Consider the following 19,316-nt stretch of genomic DNA (forward strand, 5'->3'; position numbering starts at 1 on the left):
GGGCCGCGCCGGTGTTTCCGGCTGTGCCGGCTTCCCCGGCCCTGCCAGCTTCTCCGGCCGCGCCGGCTTCTCCGGCCGCGCCGGCTTCTCCGACCCTGCCGGCTTCCCCGGTCTCCCGGGCTGTGCCGGTCTCCCCGGCCCTGCCGGCTTCTCCGGCTGTGCCGGCCTCCCCGGCCGCGCCGGTGTTTCCGGCTGAGCCGGCCGTGCCGGCTGCCGGCGCGGCTCCCGTTCCCGCCGGCAAGGCGCTCCCCGTCGGCAAGGCGTCCCCCGCCGGCAAAGCGCTCCCCGTCGGCGAGGCGTCTGCCAGCAAGGCACCGGTGACGTGGTGAGCCAGATACCCAACTCCGCCGCCTCCGGCAACTCCACCGCCCCTGGCGCCGACCCCGCCACCCCTGGCGCCGACCCCGCCACCCCTAACGCCGGCCCCGCCGCCCCCGGCGGCGGCGCTAGCGCCACCACCGCCACCACCGCCCGCGGCGACGCCCCCGGGGCGGCGCCGCGCTCCCGCCGCCGCCTCCGCGGCGCGCTGCTCAACCTCGTCGCGCTCGTCCTCGGCCTCGCGCTCTGGGCCGCGCTCGCCGCCGCCAACGTCGAGAGCCTGCCGGGGCCGGCCGAAGTCGGCCGTCGCTTCGGCGAGTTGGCCTCCGACGGAACCCTCGCCGAGGACGCGCTGGCCAGCCTGCGCCGCGTCTTCGTCGGCTTCGCGCTGGGCACCCTCGCCGCGATCCCGGTCGGCTTCCTGATGGGCTGGTACGCCGTCGCCCGTGGGCTGTTGGAGCCGTGGGTGCAGTTCTTCCGCACCATCCCGCCGCTGGCGCTGATCCCGCTCGCCGTCGTGCTGATGGGCATCGACGAGACGCCCAAGATCTTCGTGATCTTCCTGGCCGCGTTCCTCTCCAGCGTGGTGGCGACGCTCCAGGGCGTGGTGGACGTCGACCGCACCCTGATCAACGCCGCCCGCGTGCTGGGCGCGCGGGACCACACCATATTCCTGCGGGTGGTCATCCCGGCCTCGACCCCGTTCATCCTGGTCGGGATGCGGATCGGCCTCGGCTCCGCCTGGGCGACCCTGGTCGCGGCCGAACTGATCGCCGCGCAGGAGGGGTTGGGCTTCCGGATGCAGCAGGCCCAGCTCTACTACGACCTGCCCACCATCTTCGTTGGCCTGATCTCCATCGGCGTGCTCGGCCTGCTGATGGACCGGCTGCTGCTGTTCGCCGAGCGTCGCCTCACCGGATGGCAGGAACGCCGATGAACGCCCCCGTGAATACCGCCAAGCCCACGGCTACTCCCCGGATCTCGTTCCAGGAGGCCAGCAGGACCTATCCGTTGGGCCGCGAGACGCTCACCGCCCTGGACCGGGTGTCGCTGGACATCGCCGACCGCGAGTTCGTGACCGTCGTCGGCCCGTCCGGCTGCGGCAAGTCCACCCTGCTCGGCATGGCCGCCGGGCTGGTCGAACCGACCGGCGGGCGCGTGCTGGTGGACGGCGAACCCGTCACCGGGCCCGGCCCCGACCGGGGCGTGATCTTCCAACAGTACGCGCTCTTCCCCTGGTTGACCGTGCGCGGCAACGTCGAGTTCGGGCTGCGGCTCCAGCCGCTCGGCGCCCGGGAGCGCCGGGAGCGCGCCGAGCGGGCCATCGCGCTGGTGGGCCTCGCCGAGTTCGCCGACGCGCTGCCCCGCACGCTCTCCGGCGGGATGAAGCAACGCTGCGCCATCGCCCGCGCCTATGCCGTCGATCCCCGGGTGCTGTTGATGGACGAGCCGTTCGGCGCGCTGGACGCGTTGACCCGGGTCCAGCTCCAGGACCAGTTGCTGGACACCTGGGGCCGGCTCAGGCGCACCGTGCTGTTTGTCACCCACGATGTCGACGAGGCGGTCTATCTGGGCAGTCGGGTCGTGGTGATGGCCGCCCGGCCCGGCCGCGTCCACCGGGTCATCGACGTGGACCTGCCCTATCCGCGCACCGAGGAGGCGCGGCTCTCCCCGGAGTTCGCCGCGCTGCGCAACGAGGTCTGGCACGCCGTCTACCACCAGCCGCCCGCGCCCCGCGCCCCGGCCTGAGCCGGCCGCGCGCCCTCCCGTTCCCCCCGAGAACCCCAACCCCGAACACCGAAGCCACCAAGGAAGCCCCGCCATGCGCGCACCCCGTCGAGGAACCGTCGCCGTCACCACGTTGCTGCTGCTCGCGGCCACCGCCACCGCCTGCGGCGGGGAGGACGAGTCCGGCGGCGACTCGGACTCCGCCGACCGGATCAGGTTCGGCTACATCAGCGACTACAACGGCGCCAGCCTGCTGGCCGTCGCCGACGAGCAGGACCTGTGGGAGAAGTACGAACTCGACCCGCAGACAACGGTGTTCACCAACGGACCCATCCAGATCCAGGCGTTGGGCTCCGGCGATCTGGACTTCGGCTACATCGGCCCCGGCGCCATGTGGCTGCCCGCCAGCGACCGGGCCGAGGTGATCTCGATCAACACCCTCGCCTACGCGGACCGCGTCATCGCCCAGCCCGGCATCACCTCCGTCGCCGACCTGGCCGGCCGGAAGGTCGGCGTCCCGGAGGGCACCTCCGGCGAGATGGTGCTGGGCCTGGCGCTGCGCGAGGCCGGGATGACCACCGACGACATCGAGGTCGTGCCGATGGACCCGGCCACCGTGGTCTCCGCGTTCGCCTCCGGGCAGATCGACGCCGCCGGCATCTGGTACCCGCTGATCGACACCATCAAGGAGCAGGTGCCCGAGCTGGTGGAGGTCGCCAGCACCCGCGACTTCCCCGACGACTCCTTCCCCACGGCGTTCGTCGCCGGCAACGACGTCGACGAGGACGTCGCCACCCGCGTCGTGCGGCTGCTCCAGGAGGCCAACGACTGGCGTGCCGCGCACCCCGACGAGACCATTCAACTCACCGCCGAGCTGCTGGAGATCTCGCCCGAGGCGATGGCCGCCGACGCCGCCAACATCGAACTCCTGTCCACCGACGAGCTGTTGGCCGCCACCGAGGACGGCACGGCCGGGCAGTGGCTGGACGGCCTTGCCGAGTTCTTCGTGGAGACCGACAAGTTGGAGTCCGTGCCGGCCTGGGACGACTACTACAACGCCGAGCGCTATGTCGAGGCCGCCCGATGAACGACGGCCCGAATAGCATCCGTCCGATGAACGTGCTCTTCCTCATGACCGACCAGCACCGGGTGGACACTCTCGGCTGCTACGGCAACCCCACCGTCGCCACCCCGCACCTGGACCGGCTGGCCGCATCCGGCACCCGCTTCGACCGCTTCTACACCCCGACCGCGATCTGCACCCCGGCCCGGGCCAGCCTGCTCACCGGGCAGGCCCCGTTCCGCCACCGGCTGCTGGCCAACCAGGAGCGGAACGTCGGCTATCTGGAGGACCTCTCCGACGACGTCTTCACCTTCCCCGCCGCCCTCGCCGAGCGTGGCTACCAGCTCGGGCTCGTCGGCAAGTGGCACGGCGGGACCGAACGCAACGCCGCCTCCTACGGGTTCGCCGGCCCCGACCTGCCCGGCTGGCACAACCCGGTCGACCACCCCGACTACCTCGCCTACCTGGCGGAACGCGGCCTGCCCGGCTACCGGATCAGCGAGCCGATCCGGGGCACCACGCCCAACGGCAACCCGGGCAACCTGCTGGCCGCCCGCCTCCACCAGCCGGTCGAGGCGACGTTCGAGCACTACCTGGCGACCCGCGCCATCGAGATGCTGGAACGGTTCGCGGCCGACGGGCGCCCGTTCTACCTGGCCACCCACTTCTTCGGCCCACACCTGCCCTATCTGCTGCCCGACGCCTACTACGACCGCTACGACCCGGACCGGGTCCCACTGCCGCCCTCGGTCGCCGAGACCTTCGAGGGCAAGCCGCCGGTGCAGCGCAACTACAGCGCCCACTGGACGTTCGACACCCTCCCGACCGAGGTCAGCCGCAAGCTGATCGCCGTCTACTGGGGCTATGTCACCCTCATCGACGAGCAGATCGGGCGCATCCTGACGCGGATGGACGAGCTGGGACTCGCCGACGAGACCTCGGTGTTCTTCACCGCCGACCACGGCGAGTTCACCGGCGCCCACCGGCTCCACGACAAGGGGCCGGCGATGTACGAGGACATCTACCGAATACCCGGCATCCTCCGGGTGCCGGGCGGACCGCCGCAGACGAGGAACGAGTTGGTCAGCCTCACCGACTGCACCGCCACCATCCTGGAGCTGGCCGGCGCCGACCCGACCCCGGCCACCGACAGCCGCTCCCTGCTGCCCCTGGCGCGCGGCGAACACCCCGACTGGCCGGGGGAGTTGCTCGCCGAGTTCCACGGGCACCACTTCCCCTACCCGCAGCGCATGATCCTCGACGACCGCTACAAGCTGGTCGTCAACCCCGAGTCCGTCAACGAGCTGTACGACCTGCACGCCGACCCGCACGAGCTGACCAACCGCTACGAGGACCCCGAACTACGCGCCGAACGGCGCCGGTTGGTCAGGCGGCTCTACGACCTGCTGCGGGAGCGCGGCGACAACTTCTACCACTGGATGACCCCGATGTACGACATCGGGGAGCTGGACCACGACCCCACTCTCAGCGCCTTCGAACCCGAGGGCCCGGCCGCGCCCTGACCGACCGTCAGCGACGGCCGGCCCGTTTCAGCCCGCCCGCCGGTGGTCGGCGAGCACCTCGCCGATCACATGACGGGAGTTGGCGGCCAGCGCCCGATTGGTGATCCGGTAGTAGGGCAGCTGGATCAACGCGACGGACAGCGCCCAGGCCCGCCCGCGCAGCCAGGTCGCCTCGTCCGCGCCCACCGCCGCGCGGAACGCGCCGCGCGCCCCGGCGGGCAGCAGGTTCCAGGCCACCAGCAAATCAACGGTCGGGTCGCCCACCCCGACCCCGCCGAAGTCGATCACCGCGCTCAGCCGGCCGTCGTCGCTCACCAGCACGTTCCCCGGCGAGATGTCGCCGTGCAGCCAACGGTCGGGACCGGCGTACCCGGGCAGCGCCAGCGCCTCCTCCCACACCGCCGTCGCCGCCGCCACGTCCAACGACTCGGCGCCGGGCGGCAGTTCGGCCAGCTGCCGCAGCGCGTCCCGGGTCTCGGCGTCCCGTTCCGCCAATGGCACGCCCCGCCTGGCGCGCGGCGCCCCCGGCCGCGGCTCCACCGACCGCAGCGCCCGCACAAACGCCCCCAACTCCCCGGCCAGCCGCTCCGGTTCGACCACCCGGCCGACCTCCGGATTGTGCCCGGGCAGCCAGCGGTGCACCGACCAGCGCAGCGGATAGCCCTCGGCCGGCTCGCCCACCTCCAGCGGAACCGGCACCGTCACCGGCAGATGCGGTGCCAGCAGCGCCGGCCACCGCGCCTCCGCCTCGACGGCCGCCCCGGCCCAGGGGGCGCGCGGCAGCCGCACCGCCAGGGCCTCGCCCAGCCGGAACATCGCGTTGTCCGTGCCCGACGACGCCACCCGCCGGACCGGCAGCCCGGCCCAGCGCGGGAACCGCGCCGCGACCAGCCGCGCCACCAGCCCCTCGTCGAGATCCAGCTCGTCCTCGTGCATCCTGCCGCTCCCCGCGACCGGCGCGGCGCCCGCCCCGCCCCGCGCGCCGCCGTCTGCGCCGCCGTCTGTGCTGCCGCTCGTGCTGGCGTCCGTGCTGCTCTTCGGCCCCATCGGCCCCTCGACTCCGTGCTGTTGATCGTTTCCGCTCGGCCCCCGCCGCCCCATCCGAAACGCCGGCCCCGCCCGCTGTCCACCGGTTTTCGACCCGGGCCCGGGCCGACGACGGCGCGGAAACCGCTGGACAGCGGTCCTTCCCACTCGCTTGGATCGGCCATCGCGCCCCGGGGGACCGGTCCACCGGGCGAGGAGGGAACCGCACCCGTGTCATCCGCACCACCCGAAACCCCGGCCGTCGACCCCGCGTTGGCCCGCCGACTGCTGGCCGGGGCGTTCCCCCACTGGGCCGAACTGCCGCTGCGACCGGTCCGCCCCGGCGGCTCCGACCACCTCATCTACCGGCTCGGCGACGACCTCTCCGCCCGCTTCCCCCGGGGCGACTGGTCGGCGGGACAGGCCCGCAAGGAGGCCCGCTGGCTGCCGCTGATCGCGCCCCGGCTGCCGCTCGCGGTGCCCCAGCCCGTCGCGGTCGGCGAGCCGGCGCACGGCTATCCCTGGCACTGGTCGGTCAGCCGCTGGCTCGACGGCGAACAGGCCACGTTCGAGGCGCTCGCCGACCCCGAGGACAGCGCCCGCCAGCTGGGCGCGTTCCTCCGCGCGCTCCACCGGCTGCCGCCGGCCGAGGCGTTGCTGCCAGGACACGACCAACGGGAGCTGGCCCGGGGCACGTTGGCCGAGCGGGACGCCTCGACCCGACAGGCCATCGCCGCCGTCGGCGACACCTTCGGCGCGGCCGCGCTCACCGAACTGTGGGACGCCGCGCTGGCCGTGCCCGCCTGGCCGGGGCCGCCGACCTGGGTGCACGGCGACTTCCACGCCGGAAACCTGCTGGTCACCGACGGCCGGATCAGCACCGTCATCGACTTCGGCGGCCTGGGCCTGGGCGACCCGGCGGCCGATCTGATCGTCGCCTGGACCCTGTTGACGGCCGAGACCCGGCCGCACTTCCGCGCCGCCGCCGGGCTGGACGACGCGACCTGGCTGCGCGGCCGGGGCTGGGCGCTGGCCACCGGCCTCAACGCCTACCACAGCTACGCCGCCACCCGCCCGGACGTGGCGCGCGCCACCACCTACCAGATCACCGAGACACTGCGCGGCTGACCGGCCGGCGACCCGCCACGCCCGGCTCCGGGGTTAGGCTCGCGGCGTGATCGGCTTCCTGCACACCGCGCCCACGCACACCGCCACCTTCCAGCAGATTCTCGACCAGGTGGTGCCCGGCGTGCCCGCGACCCACCTGGTGAACGAGGCACCGCTGGCCCGGGTGCGGGAACACGGCCCCGACGCGGTCGTGGTCGCCCAGGTGCGCGAGGGCCTGGAACAACTCGCCGCGCGCGGCGCCGAGTTGATCGTCTGCACCTGCTCCAGTCTGGCCGGCCTCGCCGAGTCCCTCGGCCCGGAGGCGGGCGGCCCGCTGCCCGTGCCGGTGCTCCGCGTCGACCGCCCGATGGCCGAGGCGGCCGTGCGGGCCGGCCGCCGCATCGGCGTCGTCGTAGCCACCGCCTCCAGCCTCGAACCGACCAACGCCCTGCTCAGCGAGTGCGCGGTGGCGGCCAGCCGCGAGGTCGAACTGGTCGCCGCGCCCTGCCTGGACGCGTGGGAGCTGTTCACGGCGGGCGACCACGACGGCTACGCCCGCCGGATCGCCGACCACGCGCGGCGGCTGGCCGCCGAGGTCGACGTGGTGGTGCTGGCACAGGCATCCATGACGCCGGCCGAAGCGCTGCTCGCCGACCTGCCGGTGCCCGTGCTCACCACGCCGAGGCCGGCCGTCGAGGAGGCGGCGCGCCGCGTCGGCGGCTGAGCCGGCCGCAACGGACCCACACCGGCCGCCGCACACCGGCCGCCGTGGCCGAGGCCGCTCAGGCGGCCCGTTCCCCCTCCCGAGCCTCCGGGGAATCGCCGGTGGCGGCGTCGATCACCTGGTCCAACACCTCACGCGTCGACTCCAGTTGCGCGATCATCCGGTCCAACCTGGCCCGTTCCACCGCCAGATCGGCCAACAGCCACGGCGTGGCGACCTCCGAGGGGCCACCGTCCTCGTCCCTGATGCAGGGCAGCAGCTCCACGATCTTGGCGCTGCACAGCCCGGCGGCGAACAGCTCCTGCACCCGGATGACCCGGTGCACCGCCCGCTCCGGATACCGCCGCTGCCCACCGGAGGTGCGCTCCGCCGCGAGCAGCCCCTGCTGCTCGTAGTAGCGCAGCGAACGTTCGCTGACCCCGGTGCGCCGGGCCAACTCGCCGATACCCATGCGTCGTTGAGGATTCCCCTCGTACGAACCGGCGGCCGGACTTGAACCTGACACCGGTGTCACCTCCTACCGTCCCGGCATGACGAACACCACCGCGAACGCCACGCTCCTCGCCCCCTATTCCCCGCGCCACTCCCCGGGCGGAATCACCCTGCCCAACCGCCTGGTCATGGCCCCGATGACCCGCTACCGGGGCACCGAGGACGGCCGCCCCCAGCCCATCGTCGCCACGTACTACGCCCAGCGCGCGAGCGCTGGGCTGATCGTCACCGAGGGACTGTGGCCCAGCGCCAGGGGGCAGAGCGGCTGGCGGATTCCCGGCCTCGCCACCGCCGAACACGCCGCCGCCTGGCGCGCCGTGACCGACGCCGTGCACGCGGCCGGCGGCCGGATCTTCGCCCAGCTGATGCACGGCGGCCGGCTCGGCCACCCCGAGGGCCGCATCGACGGCAGCCTGCCCGCCGGGCCGTCCATCGTCACCGCCCCCGAAAAGATCGTGCTGCGCGACGGCAGCCGCCAACCCGCCGCGCGACCACGGGAGATGACCGAGGACGACATCGACCTCGCCGTCGCCGACCATGTGACCGCCGCCCAACTCGCCGTCGGGCCGGCCGGGTTCGACGGGGTGGAGATCCACGGCGCCAACAGCTACCTGTCGCACCAGTTCCTCGCCGACAACACCAACCTGCGCACCGACCGCTGGGGCGGCTCGCCGGCGAACCGACGGCGCTTCCCGCTGCGGCTGGTCCGCGCGGTCGCCGACGCGGTGGGCGGCGCCCGCGTCGCGCTGCGCCTCTCGCCGGGCAACCCACAGTTCGGAATGGCCGAATCCGACCCGGGCCCGGTCTACCGGCCGCTGGTCGAGGCGCTCAACGAACTGGGCCTGGCGTACCTCCATCTGACCGACAACGACCGCTACCCGGCGCTGGCCGACCTCCGCCCGCGCTGGTCGGGCACGCTGGTCGCCAACGTCGGCGAGAACGGCCCGCCCACCACCCGCGAGCAGGGCGAGGCGCTGGTCTCCACCGGCCGCGCCGACCTCGTCTCCTACGGCCGCGCGTTCCTGGCCAACCCCGACCTGCCGGCCCGCTTCGCCGCCGGCGCCGAGCTGAACGAGGTCGACCCCACACACCTGTACGGCTGGGGCCCGGAGGGCTACACGGACTACCCCTCCCTGCCTCCGGCGGTTTAGGGGAGCGCCCCACGCGCGGGGGCCTCCGGCGGTTTTGTGGTGAGGGGCGCCGCGCGCCTGCGGCAAGAGTCTTCGGCGGTTGGGGGGTGTGGGCGTGGCGGCTGTGGCGCGGGGGCGGTGTGCGCCTTCGACCTGGGCGCCTCCGGCGGTTGGTAAATGGGGGGCGTGCGGGGTGGGTTAACGGATGGCGGCCGAGGGTGGCCGTTCGGCCGGGGTCGTGTCCGGCGGGAACGGGGGAGGGGGAGCGTGACGGGGGAGCGGCGGAACGGCTGGCCAACCGGGCGCTAACGAGAGCGGGTTGGTCTCCGGCGGAGTGGGTTCGACGTTCGCTCCGGGCGCCGCCCGCCGGCCGTTCGCGTGGTCTTCGAACGAGCGGGGCGGGTGGTTCGGCATCGGGGGGATGCCCTGCATCGCGTCGCCCGCGTCGCCCGCGTGCGCGGGTGGCTCGGCCCGGGTGCCCCCAGGCCGCGCCGTTCCGTGCCCGTTGACCTCCCGGTGGGCACCGCCCGAACCGTTCGATCCGAACCCGCCGTCGGCGCCCCCCGCGCCGTTGGCGTTCGGCGGCGTCCCGTTCCACTCGCTGACACCGCTCGCGCTGGCCATCCCGCCCACGCCGGGCAAGCCGGCGGCCTCCGCCGCCCCCGCGACTTCGCCGTCAGCCTGCCCGGCGGCGCCGTCGCGACGCGCCACACGTCCCGCTGCCTGCGTTACCCCGCCCGCGTCGGGGCCGCTCACCTCATCCACCCCGGGCACCCGCCCGGCGGCCTGTGCCCCGCCGACGCCTCCCGCGCCGGTGGCTTCCGTGCCCGGCATCTCACCTGCGGTACCGGTCTCGCGGTTGCTCACCGCACCAGCGACGCTCGACGCCGCTCGTCCGTCGGCGTGGCCGGTGCCTCCCGCGCTGCTGGCTTCCACACCGTCCATCTGGCCTGCGGTGCTCACCGAGCGAGCGGCGCCCGGCGCTGTACGTCCGTTGGCTTGGCCGATGCTTGCCGTGCCGGTGGTTTCCGTGCCCGGCACCAGCCCGGCGGCGCGTGCCTCGCCGCTGCCAGCCGCGTCAGCGGTGTCCGCACCTGGCATCTCAGCCGCGATGCTCGCCTCGCCGGTGCTTCCGGCACCTCCCCGGGGCCCCGCGCCAGCGGTGCCCGGCGCCGCTGGTCCGTCGACCCGGCCGGTGCTCGCCGCGTCAGCGGTGTCCGGCGCTGTACGTCCGTCGGCTTGGCCGATGCTTGCCGTGCCGGCGGCTTCCATGCGGGGCACCCGCCCGGCGGCCTGTGCCTCGCCGGTGCTTCCGGCACCTTCCCGGGGCCCCGCGCCAGCGGACGTCGCGCCAGCGGCGGCCGCGCCGGCCGCCTCGTGGGCGGCAACACCCGCCGCGCGCTCGCCGGCGCTGCCGGCGGCCTCGGCGGCCGCGCCGGCGGCCGCCTCCCGAGGCGCCGCGCAAGCGGATAGCTCCGCGTTGAACTGGGCGCCGGCGAGGAGGGCCAGGTTGGAGACCCAGAGCCAGACCAGGAAGACCACGATCCCGGCGAGCGAGCCGTAGAGCCGGTTGTACGTCGGCACATGCGACGCGTACAGCGCGAACCCCGCCGAGGCGACCAGCCACAGCAGCACCGCCAACGCCCCGCCGGGCAGCGCCCGGTGCGGCGCGCGGGAGGACTCGGGGCCGGTGCGGAAGACCACCATCACCAGCATCGCGACCAGCGCCACCAGCAGCGGCCACTTGAAGACCGTCCACGCCGTGCTGCCGCCCTCACCCAGGTCCAGCACCCGCCCGATGGCCCGCACCGCCTCGCTGGTGAGGATCAGCACCGCCGCGCTGGCCACCAGCAGGCCCAGCAGCCCGAGCGCGGTCAGCGTGGTGCGCGGGATGGCCCGGATCGGCGGCCGGCGGTCGGCCACGCCGTGCATCGCGTGCAGCACCCGGCGGAAGATGCTCAGGTAGTTGTACGCGGCCAGCACCGCGCTGGCCACGCCCACCACGATCAACACCCAGGCGGCGGAACGCTGTTCGGTGACGTCGGTCAGGGCGGTGTAGACGTCCTTCCGGGAGTTGGAGGGAACGAGCGCCGAGACGTGGCCGATCAGCTCCGGCCCGGCCGCCGGGTGGGCCATCCCGATCAGCGAGAGCGCGACGAAGAGGGTGGGGAAGACGGCCAGCACGGAGTAGTAGGTGAGGGCGGCGGCCCAGTGGTCGATGTCGTCGCGCCACAGCGACACGGGGGTGCGCCGGAGGGCCAGCCACCAGCGGCGGCCCCCGGCGCGTTCCGTCCGTTCGTTCTCAGCCCGACTCACCCGCTGGTTCACCTGGTCGCAGCCTCCACCACCTGGGCCAGCCAGATGGCCAGCCCCGCACACATCGCGGTCAGCGCCGGCAGGCGCCGCTGGGACCAGTGTCCCCGGTCGCCGACCGCGCCCGCACCACCACCGGCCTCCCGGTGGTCTCGTCGGCCGCTCTCACCACGCGTCTCCGCCATGACCGCTCCCTGCCCTCGATCCGCTGTGCCACGCCCACGGTCACCCGTCGGCCCGCCGTGGCCCGCCGCCGGGCCGGCCGGGCCGGGGGTGCTCACTGCACCCTGGGCTCGTCCTCGTGCAGCTCCTCGTCGGGCAGCCGAACATCGACGATCGCGATGTTGACCTCGATCACCTCAAGTCCGGTCATCCGTTCCACCGCCGCGATCACGTTCTCGCGCACCTCGCGCGCCAACTCGCTGACCGGGACGCCGTACTCCACCATCACGTCGAGGTCGATCGCGGTCTGCCGCTGGCCGACCTCGACCTTGACCCCGCGCGAGACCTGGGCGCGGCCGCCGGGAACGCGGTCCCGCACGGCGCCCAGGGTGCGGGAGAGGGTGCCGCCGAGGGCGTGCACGCCGGGCACCTCGCGGGCGGCCATTCCGGCGATCTTCTCCACGACCCCGCCGGCGATCGAGGTGCGGCCCCTGGTCGGGGCCGGCTCCTGGCTGCCGGAGGCGCCCTCGCTGACGGTGGTGTCGCTGTCGCGCTGCCCGCCGCCCGTCGCCTGCTGGCGGGGCAGCCGCTCGTCCGGCTGGTCGCCCGCCCGCTCTCGCTTGTCCTGGGTGGCGTCAGCGCCGCTGTGGGAGGCTGTCCTGGTTGCCATGGCCTGCCTGCCTTTCGTCGGTTCGCCGCGACCGACTGTCCGGTCGCGCTCACGCCTGGTAGGACACCGGATTACCGGAAACGTCACGCACGTTCTTCGGGACCGCTGTGTTTCGGCCATGGTGCGCCCCCGGGCGCTTCGGGTAAAGCCGGGCGCGAGGAGGCGTGACGTGCCAGTGAGGAGCAGGGGTGGCGATCGAGGCGGACCCGTGGGCCGAAGCCGAGGCCGAACGGCCTGACGCGGAACGGCCCGACCCGGCGGACGGGGAGGAGGCCGACGCGGACGACGACGCGCTGCTGGTGGCCCGGGCCAGGGAGGGCGACGAGGCGGCCTTCGAGGCGCTGGTGCACCGCCATGGCCCGGTGCTGCTGCGGCTCGCCGGGCAGCTGCTGGGCGGGCGCGCGGGGGCCGGCGGTTCGGCGGACGCCGAGGACGCGGTGCAGGATGCGTTCGTCAGCGCATGGCGGCGGCTGCCGGAGTTCCGGGGCGAGGCCGCGTTCCGCAGCTGGATGTACCGGATCGTCACCAATCGCTGTCTCAATCTGCTCCGTGCCCGTCGCCCCACCGCCCCGCTGGACGCGGTCGCGGAGCCGGCCGCGCCCGAGGCGCGTGCCTCGCCGGCGCGCACGGTGGAGAACCTGGCGGCGGTGCGCGCGCTGCGCGAGGCGCTGGGTGGGCTCTCGCCCGAGCAGCGGGCGTGCTGGGTGCTGCGGGAGTTCCACGGGCTGGCCTACGAGGAGATAGCGCGGGCGGTCGGCATCACCCAACAGGCCGTTCGGGGACGGCTCTTCAGAGCCAGGCGTTACCTGATGGAGGCGATGGAACCATGGCGCTAGAGGGAGCGGGCGCCCCCGGCGGCGACGAGGAACGCGGCCGGGCGGAACGCGGCCGGGCGGAAGGCGGCCGGGCGGAAGGCGAAGGCCGGGAACGTGAGGCTGAGCGGGGGCCCGAGGAGGAGGTGCTGGCCTGCGGCCGGTCGCTGGCCGAGCTGTGGGAGGCGTGGGACGAGGGCAGGGCCGGGAGCGATCCGCATGTCCGCGACTGCCCCTCCTGCCGCGCCGCGCTCGCCGAGCTGCGGGCGCTGGGCGAGGTGGTGGCGGCCACCCGCGCGGAGGAGGAACGGGCGCCCGAGACCGGCGGGTTGGCCTCCCGGGTCACCACGCGGGTGATGGAGATCGTCCGGCTCGAACTGCGGCCAGGACGCACGTTGCCGCTGGGCGAGCCGAACGAGGACGCCTGGATCGTGGAGGCCGCCGTCGCCCGGGTCTTTCGGGAGGCGGTCGAGGAGTTGGACGCGGTGCGGGTGGGCAGCTGCCGGATCGCGCCGGTCGGGCGGGTCGCGCCGGGGGAACGGCCGCCGCGCGGGCCGGTGGCGGTGCGGATCGAGGTGGTGGCCGGGCTGCGGTGGACCGTGCCGGAGCTGGCCGATGCGGTGCGGGGGCGCCTGGCGGTCGCGGCCGACGAGGAGTTGGGCCTGGAGGTGCGCACGGTGGACGTGCATGTGTTGGATCTGACGGACGCGCTGCCCGGCGGCGCTCGGCGGCGGCTCCGATGAGCGGCGACGGGGCGCGGGGCGGGAGCGCGCGCGGCGAGGGCGCGCGGGGCGAGGGCGCGCGGGGCGAGGGCGCGCGGGGCGAGGGCGCGCCGGGCGCGGCCGCGCTTCGCGAGGTGGTCGGGTTCGCGGTGCGCCGGGTGCCGGGGGTGGCGTTCCCCGCCTCCGGCATCGCCGGGCTGCTGCGCGGGCGGGCCGCCGGCGGGCGGCGCGCCGGCGCGGTGCGGGTGGAGCCGCTGCCGGGCGGCGGCTGGCGGATCGAGGTGGCGGTCGGGGTCGCGCGCGGCCATCGGGCCGTTGACGTGACCCGCGCGGTGCGGCGCGCGGTCACCGAGGCGGTCGCCGCGCGGGCGCCAGGCCCGTCGCCCGGGCAACCGGCCGGCCCGCTGGGCGTCACCGTGACGGTCACCGGCATTACCTGAGGTTCGCCGGAACGCGGGTTTGCCGACCGCCCCCGCCGGTTCGCGACCGAACGGCGACCGCTTCCGTTCGCCGGCCGACCGCCGGCGACCGTTCCGCCGCGCCAGGGAACGGGCGGCGCAACTCGCGTTGAACGGAACGGAGTTCGCCCGTGGCTCGGGCGTCGCCCGCCGGCCAGGGTGCGGTCATCGGATCGCCAGCCGGGCGCCCGGCCCAGGTCAGCCGCCCTTAGAGCGCGCTCGCTGCACTCGGGGCATGACGCAGATTCCGTCCCCCACCGAGGAACTCCGAGCCGCCGCGCGCCAGTTGAACCGCCGCCGCTTCCTGACCGTGACGGGTGCCGCCGCCGCGATCGCCTTCGCCGTGAACCTGCCGAACACCGCCCAGGCCGCCCCCGCCGCCGACGGATCGGCGCTGCCCGACGACCCGTTCACCCTCGGCGTCGCCTCCGGCGACCCGCTGCCCGACTCCGTGGTGCTGTGGACCCGGCTCGCGCCCGATCCGCTGGCGCTGGACGGCGGGCTGCCGGCCGAGCCCGTCGAGGTCGCCTGGGAGATCGCCACCGACGCCGAGCTGACCCGCGTGGTGGACTCCGGGACCGCGACCGCGCACCCCGAGTTCGCCCACAGCGTCCACGTCGAGGTCGCCGGGCTCAACCCCGGCACCACCTACTACTACCGCTTCACCACCGGGAGTTGGGCCTCCACCACCGGCCGCACCAGGACCGCGCCCGCGCCCGACGCGCTGCCGGCCGCCGTCCGCTTCGGGCTCGTCTCCTGCCAGCGCTACGACCAGGGCTTCTACACCGCCTACCGGCACCTGGCCGCCGAGCCCGAGCTGGACGCGGTGCTGCACCTGGGCGACTACCTCTACGAGTACGCGGTCAACGCGACCGCCGGCGTGCGCGGCACCGCCATGCCCGCGCACCTCAACCGGGAGACCCGCACCCTGGAGGACTACCGGACCCGTTACGCCCTCTACCACTCCGACCCCGACCTCCAGGCCGCGCACGCCGCCCACCCGTTCATCGTCACCTGGGACGACCACGAGGTGGACAACAACTACGCCGGCGCGATCTCCGAACAGGACGACCCCGCCGAGGAGTTCCTGGTCCGCCGCGCCGCCGCCTACCGCGCCTACTGGGAGAACATGCCGCTGCGCCGGCCGCAGCTGCCCGAGGGCCCCGACCTGCTGCTGCACCGCCGGCTGCACTACGGCCGCCTCGCCCAGCTGGACATCCTCGACACCCGGCAGTACCGGGACGACCAGGCGCACGGCGACGGCTGGAAGCTGCCCGGCGACGAGGCGGCCGAGCCGGACCGCACCCTGCTGGGCGCGGCTCAGGAACGCTGGCTGGCCGACGGCTGGCGCGCCTCGGACGCGGTGTGGAACGTGCTGCCGCAGCAGGTCACCGTCGCCCGCCGCCGCAACCAGCTGGCGGGCCCCTGGCCGCTGTCGATGGACTCCTGGGACGGCTATCCGGCGGCCAGGGAACGGCTGTTCGCCGCGGCCGAGGAGGCCGGCGTCGAGAACCTGGTGGTGTTCACGGGCGACGTCCATGTGCACTACGCCTTCGACCTGAAGGCCGACTGGGACGACCCCGACTCCCGCACCCTGGGCGTGGAGCTGGTCACCACCTCGATCGCCAGCGGCGGCGACGGCGCGGCGCGCCCCGACAACTGGGCCGCGCTGACCGGCGCCAACCCGCACCTCCGCTTCTACGACGGGCGGCGCGGCTATCTGGTGGTCACCCTGGACGAGGCCGAGGCGCGCGCCGAGTACCGGGTCGTGGACCGGGTCACCACGCCGGGCGCGGCGGTGGCGACGGCGGCGACGTTCGTCTCCCGCGCGGGCGACCCGGGCCTGCGCGAGGTCTGACGCCGGTCCCGGGCTCTGTGGGGCGGGCTCTGTCGGCCGGGCGCCCCGGGCTCACCCCGGGTGGCCCAAACCTCAACGGCGGGAAGTGAGACGTGTTTCACTTCCCGCCGCAAAGGCCCAGCGGGCGGTCGGCGAGGCAGAGTTGACGGCGGGACCGTTCCCGGCCGCCGGCTTCCCGCACGGCGCTGGCCAGCGGAAACGGTCAAGCGGACGGCGCGGTTCCGGCGTTGTTTCCACGCCGGGAACGCGTCATTCGTCCGGCCGTAATCGAGAGGCGGCGACCCCGGATCGTGGGATGATTGGATCGTCCTAACGATTCCCGGAGAGGTGCATGACTCAGCTCGGCCAAAGCCCAACGGCCGTACCAGGTTCCGACGTTCGCCCCCCCAACGCCCCCGAGATATCCACCGGAGCCACCCCCGGGATATCCGCCGCCGCCCTCCACCCGCCGGCCCCCGCGCCGCAGGCGTCCCAAGCGCCGCAGCTCAGCAAGCGCCGCAAGGCCGGCCTACTGATCGTCCTGATCCTGGGCAGCCTCTCCGCCCTCCCGCCGCTCTCCATCGACATGTACCTGCCGGCCCTCCCGGAGGTCGCCGACTCGCTGGGCACCGGCGCGTCCACCGTGCAACTCACCCTCACCGCCTGCCTGTTGGGCCTCGGCCTCGGCCAGCTGGTGGTGGGTCCCATGAGCGACCAACTCGGCCGCCGCTGGCCGCTGATCGTCGGCATGGCCTGCTATGTGGTCGCGTCCGTCGCCTGCGCCTTCGCGCCGACCGTCGAGATCCTCACCGCCTGCCGGCTGGTGCAGGGCCTGGCCGGCTCGGCCGGCGTGGTGATCGCCCGCGCCATCGTCCGCGACCTCTACTCGGGCGTCGCGATGGCCAGGTTCTTTTCCACGCTCATGCTGGTCTCCGGCGTCGCGCCCATCCTGGCGCCCGTCTTCGGCGGCCAGTTGATGCGGTTCACCGACTGGCGCGGCATCTTCCTGGTGCTGGCCGTCACCGGCGTCATCCTGATCGCCGTGGTCATCCGCTGGCTGCCCGAGACGCTGCCGCCCGAGCGGCGCGACAGCGGCGGCGTGCCCGCCGCGCTGCGGGCCATGGGCGGGCTGTTCAGGGACCGCGTCTTCACCGGCCACCTGCTCGTCGGCAGCCTGGTGTTCGCGGCGCTCTTCGCCTACGTCGCCGCCTCCCCGTTCGTCGTGCAGGAGATCTACGGCGCCTCGCCGCAGACCTACAGCATGGTGTTCATGGCCAACTCCATCGCGCTGGTGCTGATGAGCCAGGTCAACGGGAAGATCCTCGTCGGCCGGGTCTCCGTGCACCGGATCATGACGACCGGACTGGTCCTCATCACCCTCTCCGCCGTCGCGCTGCTGGTCATGACCACCGGGGTGTTCGGCGAGGCGAACCTGCTGGCCATCTCCATCGGCCTGTTCTTCCTCATGGGCTCCATGCCGCTGGTGCTGCCCAACGCCAACTCCGAGGGGCTGGACCGCACCCCGCACGCGGCCGGCGCGGCCTCCGCGCTGCTGGGCGCCACCCAGTTCTTCGTCGGCGCCGCCGCCTCCCCGCTGGTGGGCGTCGCGGGCGAGGAGACCGCCGTGCCGATGGCCGTCGTCCAACTGGTCGCGGTGCTCGCCGGAGCCGTCGCCTACGTCGCCCTGTGCCGGCCGAAGCGGTCCGCCGCCCGGCCTACACTTCCCGGGTGACCAGCACCTCCGACCAGCTGCGCGCCGCGCTCGACGGGCTCCTCGACGGCCTGCCGCCCACCCGGGCGGCGGGTGCCGTCGAACGCCTGATGGCCGGGTACCGGGCGAAGACCCCGGGCCCGGCCCCCGAGCTGCGCGACCGGGCGGACGCCGTCGCCTACGCCGCCTACCGGATGCCGGCCACCTTCGAGGCGGTCGCGGCGGCGCTCGCCGCCCTCGCCGCCCGGCTGCCCGGCTGGGTGCCGGCCGAACACCTCGACCTCGGCGGCGGAACGGGCGCCGCGACCTGGGCCGCCGCCGGCGTCTGGCCGGGCGAACGGCCCACCCTCGTCCTCGACCGGGCAGGGCCCGCGCTCGACCTCGGCCGCGAGCTGGCCGGCGCCGCCGGCGCCCCGGCGGCCGTGCGCGGCGCGCGCTGGACCCGCCACGCCATCGGCGTGCCCCTGGCGCCGGCCGAACTGGTCACCGTCTCCTACGTGTTGAACGAACTCCCCGAGAAGGAACGCGACGCCGCCGTCGACGCGGTCGCCGCCGCAGGACGCGCCGTGGTCCTCGTCGAACCGGGAACGCCCGACGGCTACCTCCGCATCCGCACCGCCAGGGACCGGCTGCTGGCCGCAGGGCTCACCGTGCTCGCGCCCTGCCCGCACGGCGCGGGCTGCCCGCTGACCGTCGGCGATGACTGGTGCCACTTCGGCGCCCGGGTCACCCGCTCGGCGCTGCACCGGCGGGTCAAGGGAGCGGAACTGCCGTACGAGGACGAGAAGTTCGCGTATGTCGCGGCCTTCCGCGACCCGCCCCCGACGGCCACCCCCGCCGAACCCCGGGTGATCCGCCGCCCCCGCCAACGCAAGGGCCAGGTCCTCCTCGACCTCTGCGCCCCCGACGGCGCGACCCGCGCCCTCACCATCACCAAGCGCCACGGCACGGACGCCTACCGCCGGGCCAGGGACACGGCCTGGGGCGACGCGTACCCCTTGCCGGGGGACGGGGGAGCGGCGGTCCCCTCGCCGGGGGGTGCCGGAGCGGCGGGGCCCTTGCCGGGAGGTGCCGGAGCGGCGTAGCCGCGCGCGCCGGCCTGGCGGGCCGGGCTGGCGGCCGCCGGGGCGCGCTTCCGCCGACACGGGGTGCGGGGGCTGCGCGGGCGCGGGGGGAGCGGGGTGCGGGGCCGCCGGGGTGGTGGCGGTGCTGCCGGGATGGCGGCGCGGTGCTGCTGGGGTGGCGGCGGTGCTGCCGGGGTGGTGGCGCGGGGCCGTGGTGGAGGCGGGGCCGCTGGGGTGGGGTCCTGGCTTCGCCAGGGAAGGTTCCCTCGCCGAGAGGTACGTCCGGCCGTGCGGGCCCGGCCCCCTGAGACCGATCGACCCGCCGCGTTCACCCCTGCCGGAGCGGTGATTCTTCGATGCGCTTGGCCGGTCGCCGGCGACAGCCGGGCCGGAGCGGTCCTCCGTTTCTGTGAGAACCGGGCGACGCCGGCAATTCATCCGGAGCACCTCTCCGAC

18 protein-coding genes are annotated in these 19,316 nt (G+C 74.7%); 13 read left to right on the forward strand and 5 right to left on the reverse strand.

What is annotated here, in order from left to right; translation table 11 throughout:
* The first annotated feature begins 325 nt into the window (after nt 1–325).
* From FH609_RS18330 to FH609_RS18345, 4 genes are all read left to right on the forward strand, one after another.
* A complete protein-coding gene (locus FH609_RS18330; protein ID WP_226961780.1) occupies nt 326–1,255 on the forward strand; it encodes an ABC transporter permease in 930 nt (309 codons plus the stop codon).
* Nucleotides 1,252–2,067 (forward strand): ABC transporter ATP-binding protein, encoded by an 816-nt coding sequence (locus FH609_RS18335; RefSeq protein WP_139668893.1) that lies wholly within the window; start codon nt 1,252–1,254, stop codon nt 2,065–2,067. The genes FH609_RS18330 and FH609_RS18335 overlap by 4 nt, the downstream gene beginning before the upstream one ends.
* 73 nt (nt 2,068–2,140) lie before the next feature.
* Nucleotides 2,141–3,133: an aliphatic sulfonate ABC transporter substrate-binding protein gene (locus FH609_RS18340; RefSeq protein ID WP_139668895.1), complete on the forward strand. Its 993-nt coding sequence runs from the start codon at nt 2,141–2,143 to the stop codon at nt 3,131–3,133.
* Between the two features lie 26 nt (nt 3,134–3,159).
* Entirely contained in the window at nt 3,160–4,632 is a 1,473-nt protein-coding gene (locus FH609_RS18345; RefSeq protein ID WP_139668897.1) for a sulfatase-like hydrolase/transferase, read from the forward strand.
* 27 nt (nt 4,633–4,659) lie between these two features.
* Here FH609_RS18345 and FH609_RS18350 read toward each other — a convergent pair whose 3' ends face one another.
* Entirely contained in the window at nt 4,660–5,568 is a 909-nt protein-coding gene (locus FH609_RS18350; protein ID WP_139668899.1) for an aminoglycoside phosphotransferase family protein, read from the reverse strand.
* Nucleotides 5,569–5,889: 321 nt separating this feature from the next.
* Here FH609_RS18350 and FH609_RS18355 point away from each other — a divergent pair, with 321 nt between their 5' ends.
* Both FH609_RS18355 and FH609_RS18360 read left to right on the forward strand, forming a co-directional pair.
* The gene (locus tag FH609_RS18355; protein WP_139668902.1) at nt 5,890–6,786 is read left to right on the forward strand and encodes an aminoglycoside phosphotransferase family protein; all 897 of its coding nucleotides are present in this window, start codon (nt 5,890–5,892) and stop codon (nt 6,784–6,786) included.
* Nucleotides 6,787–6,832: 46 nt separating this feature from the next.
* Entirely contained in the window at nt 6,833–7,489 is a 657-nt protein-coding gene (locus FH609_RS18360; RefSeq protein ID WP_139668904.1) for an aspartate/glutamate racemase family protein, read from the forward strand.
* Between the two features lie 58 nt (nt 7,490–7,547).
* Here FH609_RS18360 and FH609_RS18365 read toward each other — a convergent pair whose 3' ends face one another.
* Complete coding sequence (locus FH609_RS18365) at nt 7,548–7,940, reverse strand: MerR family transcriptional regulator (RefSeq protein WP_139668907.1); 393 nt, start codon at nt 7,938–7,940, stop codon at nt 7,548–7,550.
* A gap of 79 nt (nt 7,941–8,019) precedes the next feature.
* Between FH609_RS18365 and FH609_RS18370 the strand changes: the two genes are divergently transcribed.
* Nucleotides 8,020–9,132 (forward strand): alkene reductase, encoded by a 1,113-nt coding sequence (locus FH609_RS18370; RefSeq protein ID WP_139668909.1) that lies wholly within the window; start codon nt 8,020–8,022, stop codon nt 9,130–9,132.
* 177 nt (nt 9,133–9,309) lie between these two features.
* On the opposite strand, the gene FH609_RS31745 is transcribed toward FH609_RS18370, so the two are convergent.
* From FH609_RS31745 to FH609_RS18380, 3 genes are all read right to left on the reverse strand, one after another.
* Nucleotides 9,310–11,427 carry a YhjD/YihY/BrkB family envelope integrity protein gene (locus FH609_RS31745; RefSeq protein ID WP_226961781.1) on the reverse strand — a complete coding sequence of 706 codons (2,118 nt, stop codon included), beginning with the start codon at nt 11,425–11,427 and terminating at the stop codon, nt 9,310–9,312.
* Between the two features lie 8 nt (nt 11,428–11,435).
* Nucleotides 11,436–11,609, reverse strand: coding sequence for a hypothetical protein (locus tag FH609_RS31155; RefSeq protein WP_193317938.1), 174 nt, complete (start codon nt 11,607–11,609; stop codon nt 11,436–11,438).
* A 92-nt stretch (nt 11,610–11,701) separates the two neighbouring features.
* Nucleotides 11,702–12,256, reverse strand: a complete 555-nt coding sequence (locus FH609_RS18380; RefSeq protein WP_139668911.1) for an Asp23/Gls24 family envelope stress response protein — start codon at nt 12,254–12,256, stop codon at nt 11,702–11,704.
* A gap of 293 nt (nt 12,257–12,549) precedes the next feature.
* Between FH609_RS18380 and FH609_RS18385 the strand changes: the two genes are divergently transcribed.
* The 6 genes from FH609_RS18385 to FH609_RS18410 all read left to right on the forward strand — a co-directional run bounded on the left by FH609_RS18385 (nt 12,550) and on the right by FH609_RS18410 (nt 18,881).
* A complete protein-coding gene (locus FH609_RS18385; RefSeq protein WP_193317946.1) occupies nt 12,550–13,092 on the forward strand; it encodes an RNA polymerase sigma factor in 543 nt (180 codons plus the stop codon).
* Nucleotides 13,083–13,811, forward strand: coding sequence for a hypothetical protein (locus FH609_RS18390; protein WP_139668913.1), 729 nt, complete (start codon nt 13,083–13,085; stop codon nt 13,809–13,811). The genes FH609_RS18385 and FH609_RS18390 overlap by 10 nt, the downstream gene beginning before the upstream one ends.
* The gene (locus FH609_RS18395; protein ID WP_139668915.1) at nt 13,808–14,230 is read left to right on the forward strand and encodes a hypothetical protein; all 423 of its coding nucleotides are present in this window, start codon (nt 13,808–13,810) and stop codon (nt 14,228–14,230) included. The genes FH609_RS18390 and FH609_RS18395 overlap by 4 nt, the downstream gene beginning before the upstream one ends.
* Before the next feature lie 253 nt (nt 14,231–14,483).
* A complete protein-coding gene (locus tag FH609_RS18400; RefSeq protein ID WP_139668917.1) occupies nt 14,484–16,106 on the forward strand; it encodes an alkaline phosphatase D family protein in 1,623 nt (540 codons plus the stop codon).
* A gap of 331 nt (nt 16,107–16,437) precedes the next feature.
* Nucleotides 16,438–17,817: a Bcr/CflA family multidrug efflux MFS transporter gene (locus FH609_RS18405; RefSeq protein WP_139668919.1), complete on the forward strand. Its 1,380-nt coding sequence runs from the start codon at nt 16,438–16,440 to the stop codon at nt 17,815–17,817.
* Nucleotides 17,814–18,881, forward strand: a complete 1,068-nt coding sequence (locus FH609_RS18410) for a small ribosomal subunit Rsm22 family protein (protein WP_226961782.1) — start codon at nt 17,814–17,816, stop codon at nt 18,879–18,881. Before FH609_RS18405 ends, FH609_RS18410 begins: the two co-directional genes overlap by 4 nt.
* Nucleotides 18,882–19,316 lie beyond the last annotated feature (435 nt).

The sequence above is a fragment of the Streptomyces sp. 3MP-14 genome (assembly GCF_006334905.2).
Taxonomy (GTDB): domain Bacteria; phylum Actinomycetota; class Actinomycetes; order Streptomycetales; family Streptomycetaceae; genus Streptomyces; species Streptomyces triticirhizae.

Excerpts from the sequence above, each read along its gene's own strand:
- FH609_RS18345 (WP_139668897.1), top strand. The coding sequence starts at position 3,160 with ATGAACGTGCTCTTCCTCATGACCGACCAGCACCGGGTGGACACTCTC.
- FH609_RS18390 (WP_139668913.1), top strand. The coding sequence starts at position 13,083 with ATGGCGCTAGAGGGAGCGGGCGCCCCCGGCGGCGACGAGGAACGCGGC.
- FH609_RS18365 (WP_139668907.1), bottom strand. The coding sequence starts at position 7,940 with ATGGGTATCGGCGAGTTGGCCCGGCGCACCGGGGTCAGCGAACGTTCG.
- FH609_RS18340 (WP_139668895.1), top strand. The coding sequence starts at position 2,141 with ATGCGCGCACCCCGTCGAGGAACCGTCGCCGTCACCACGTTGCTGCTG.
- FH609_RS18370 (WP_139668909.1), top strand. The coding sequence starts at position 8,020 with ATGACGAACACCACCGCGAACGCCACGCTCCTCGCCCCCTATTCCCCG.
- FH609_RS18350 (WP_139668899.1), bottom strand. The coding sequence starts at position 5,568 with ATGCACGAGGACGAGCTGGATCTCGACGAGGGGCTGGTGGCGCGGCTG.
- FH609_RS31155 (WP_193317938.1), bottom strand. The coding sequence starts at position 11,609 with ATGGCGGAGACGCGTGGTGAGAGCGGCCGACGAGACCACCGGGAGGCC.
- FH609_RS18405 (WP_139668919.1), top strand. The coding sequence starts at position 16,438 with ATGACTCAGCTCGGCCAAAGCCCAACGGCCGTACCAGGTTCCGACGTT.
- FH609_RS18380 (WP_139668911.1), bottom strand. The coding sequence starts at position 12,256 with ATGGCAACCAGGACAGCCTCCCACAGCGGCGCTGACGCCACCCAGGAC.
- FH609_RS18335 (WP_139668893.1), top strand. The coding sequence starts at position 1,252 with ATGAACGCCCCCGTGAATACCGCCAAGCCCACGGCTACTCCCCGGATC.
- FH609_RS18400 (WP_139668917.1), top strand. The coding sequence starts at position 14,484 with ATGACGCAGATTCCGTCCCCCACCGAGGAACTCCGAGCCGCCGCGCGC.
- FH609_RS18395 (WP_139668915.1), top strand. The coding sequence starts at position 13,808 with ATGAGCGGCGACGGGGCGCGGGGCGGGAGCGCGCGCGGCGAGGGCGCG.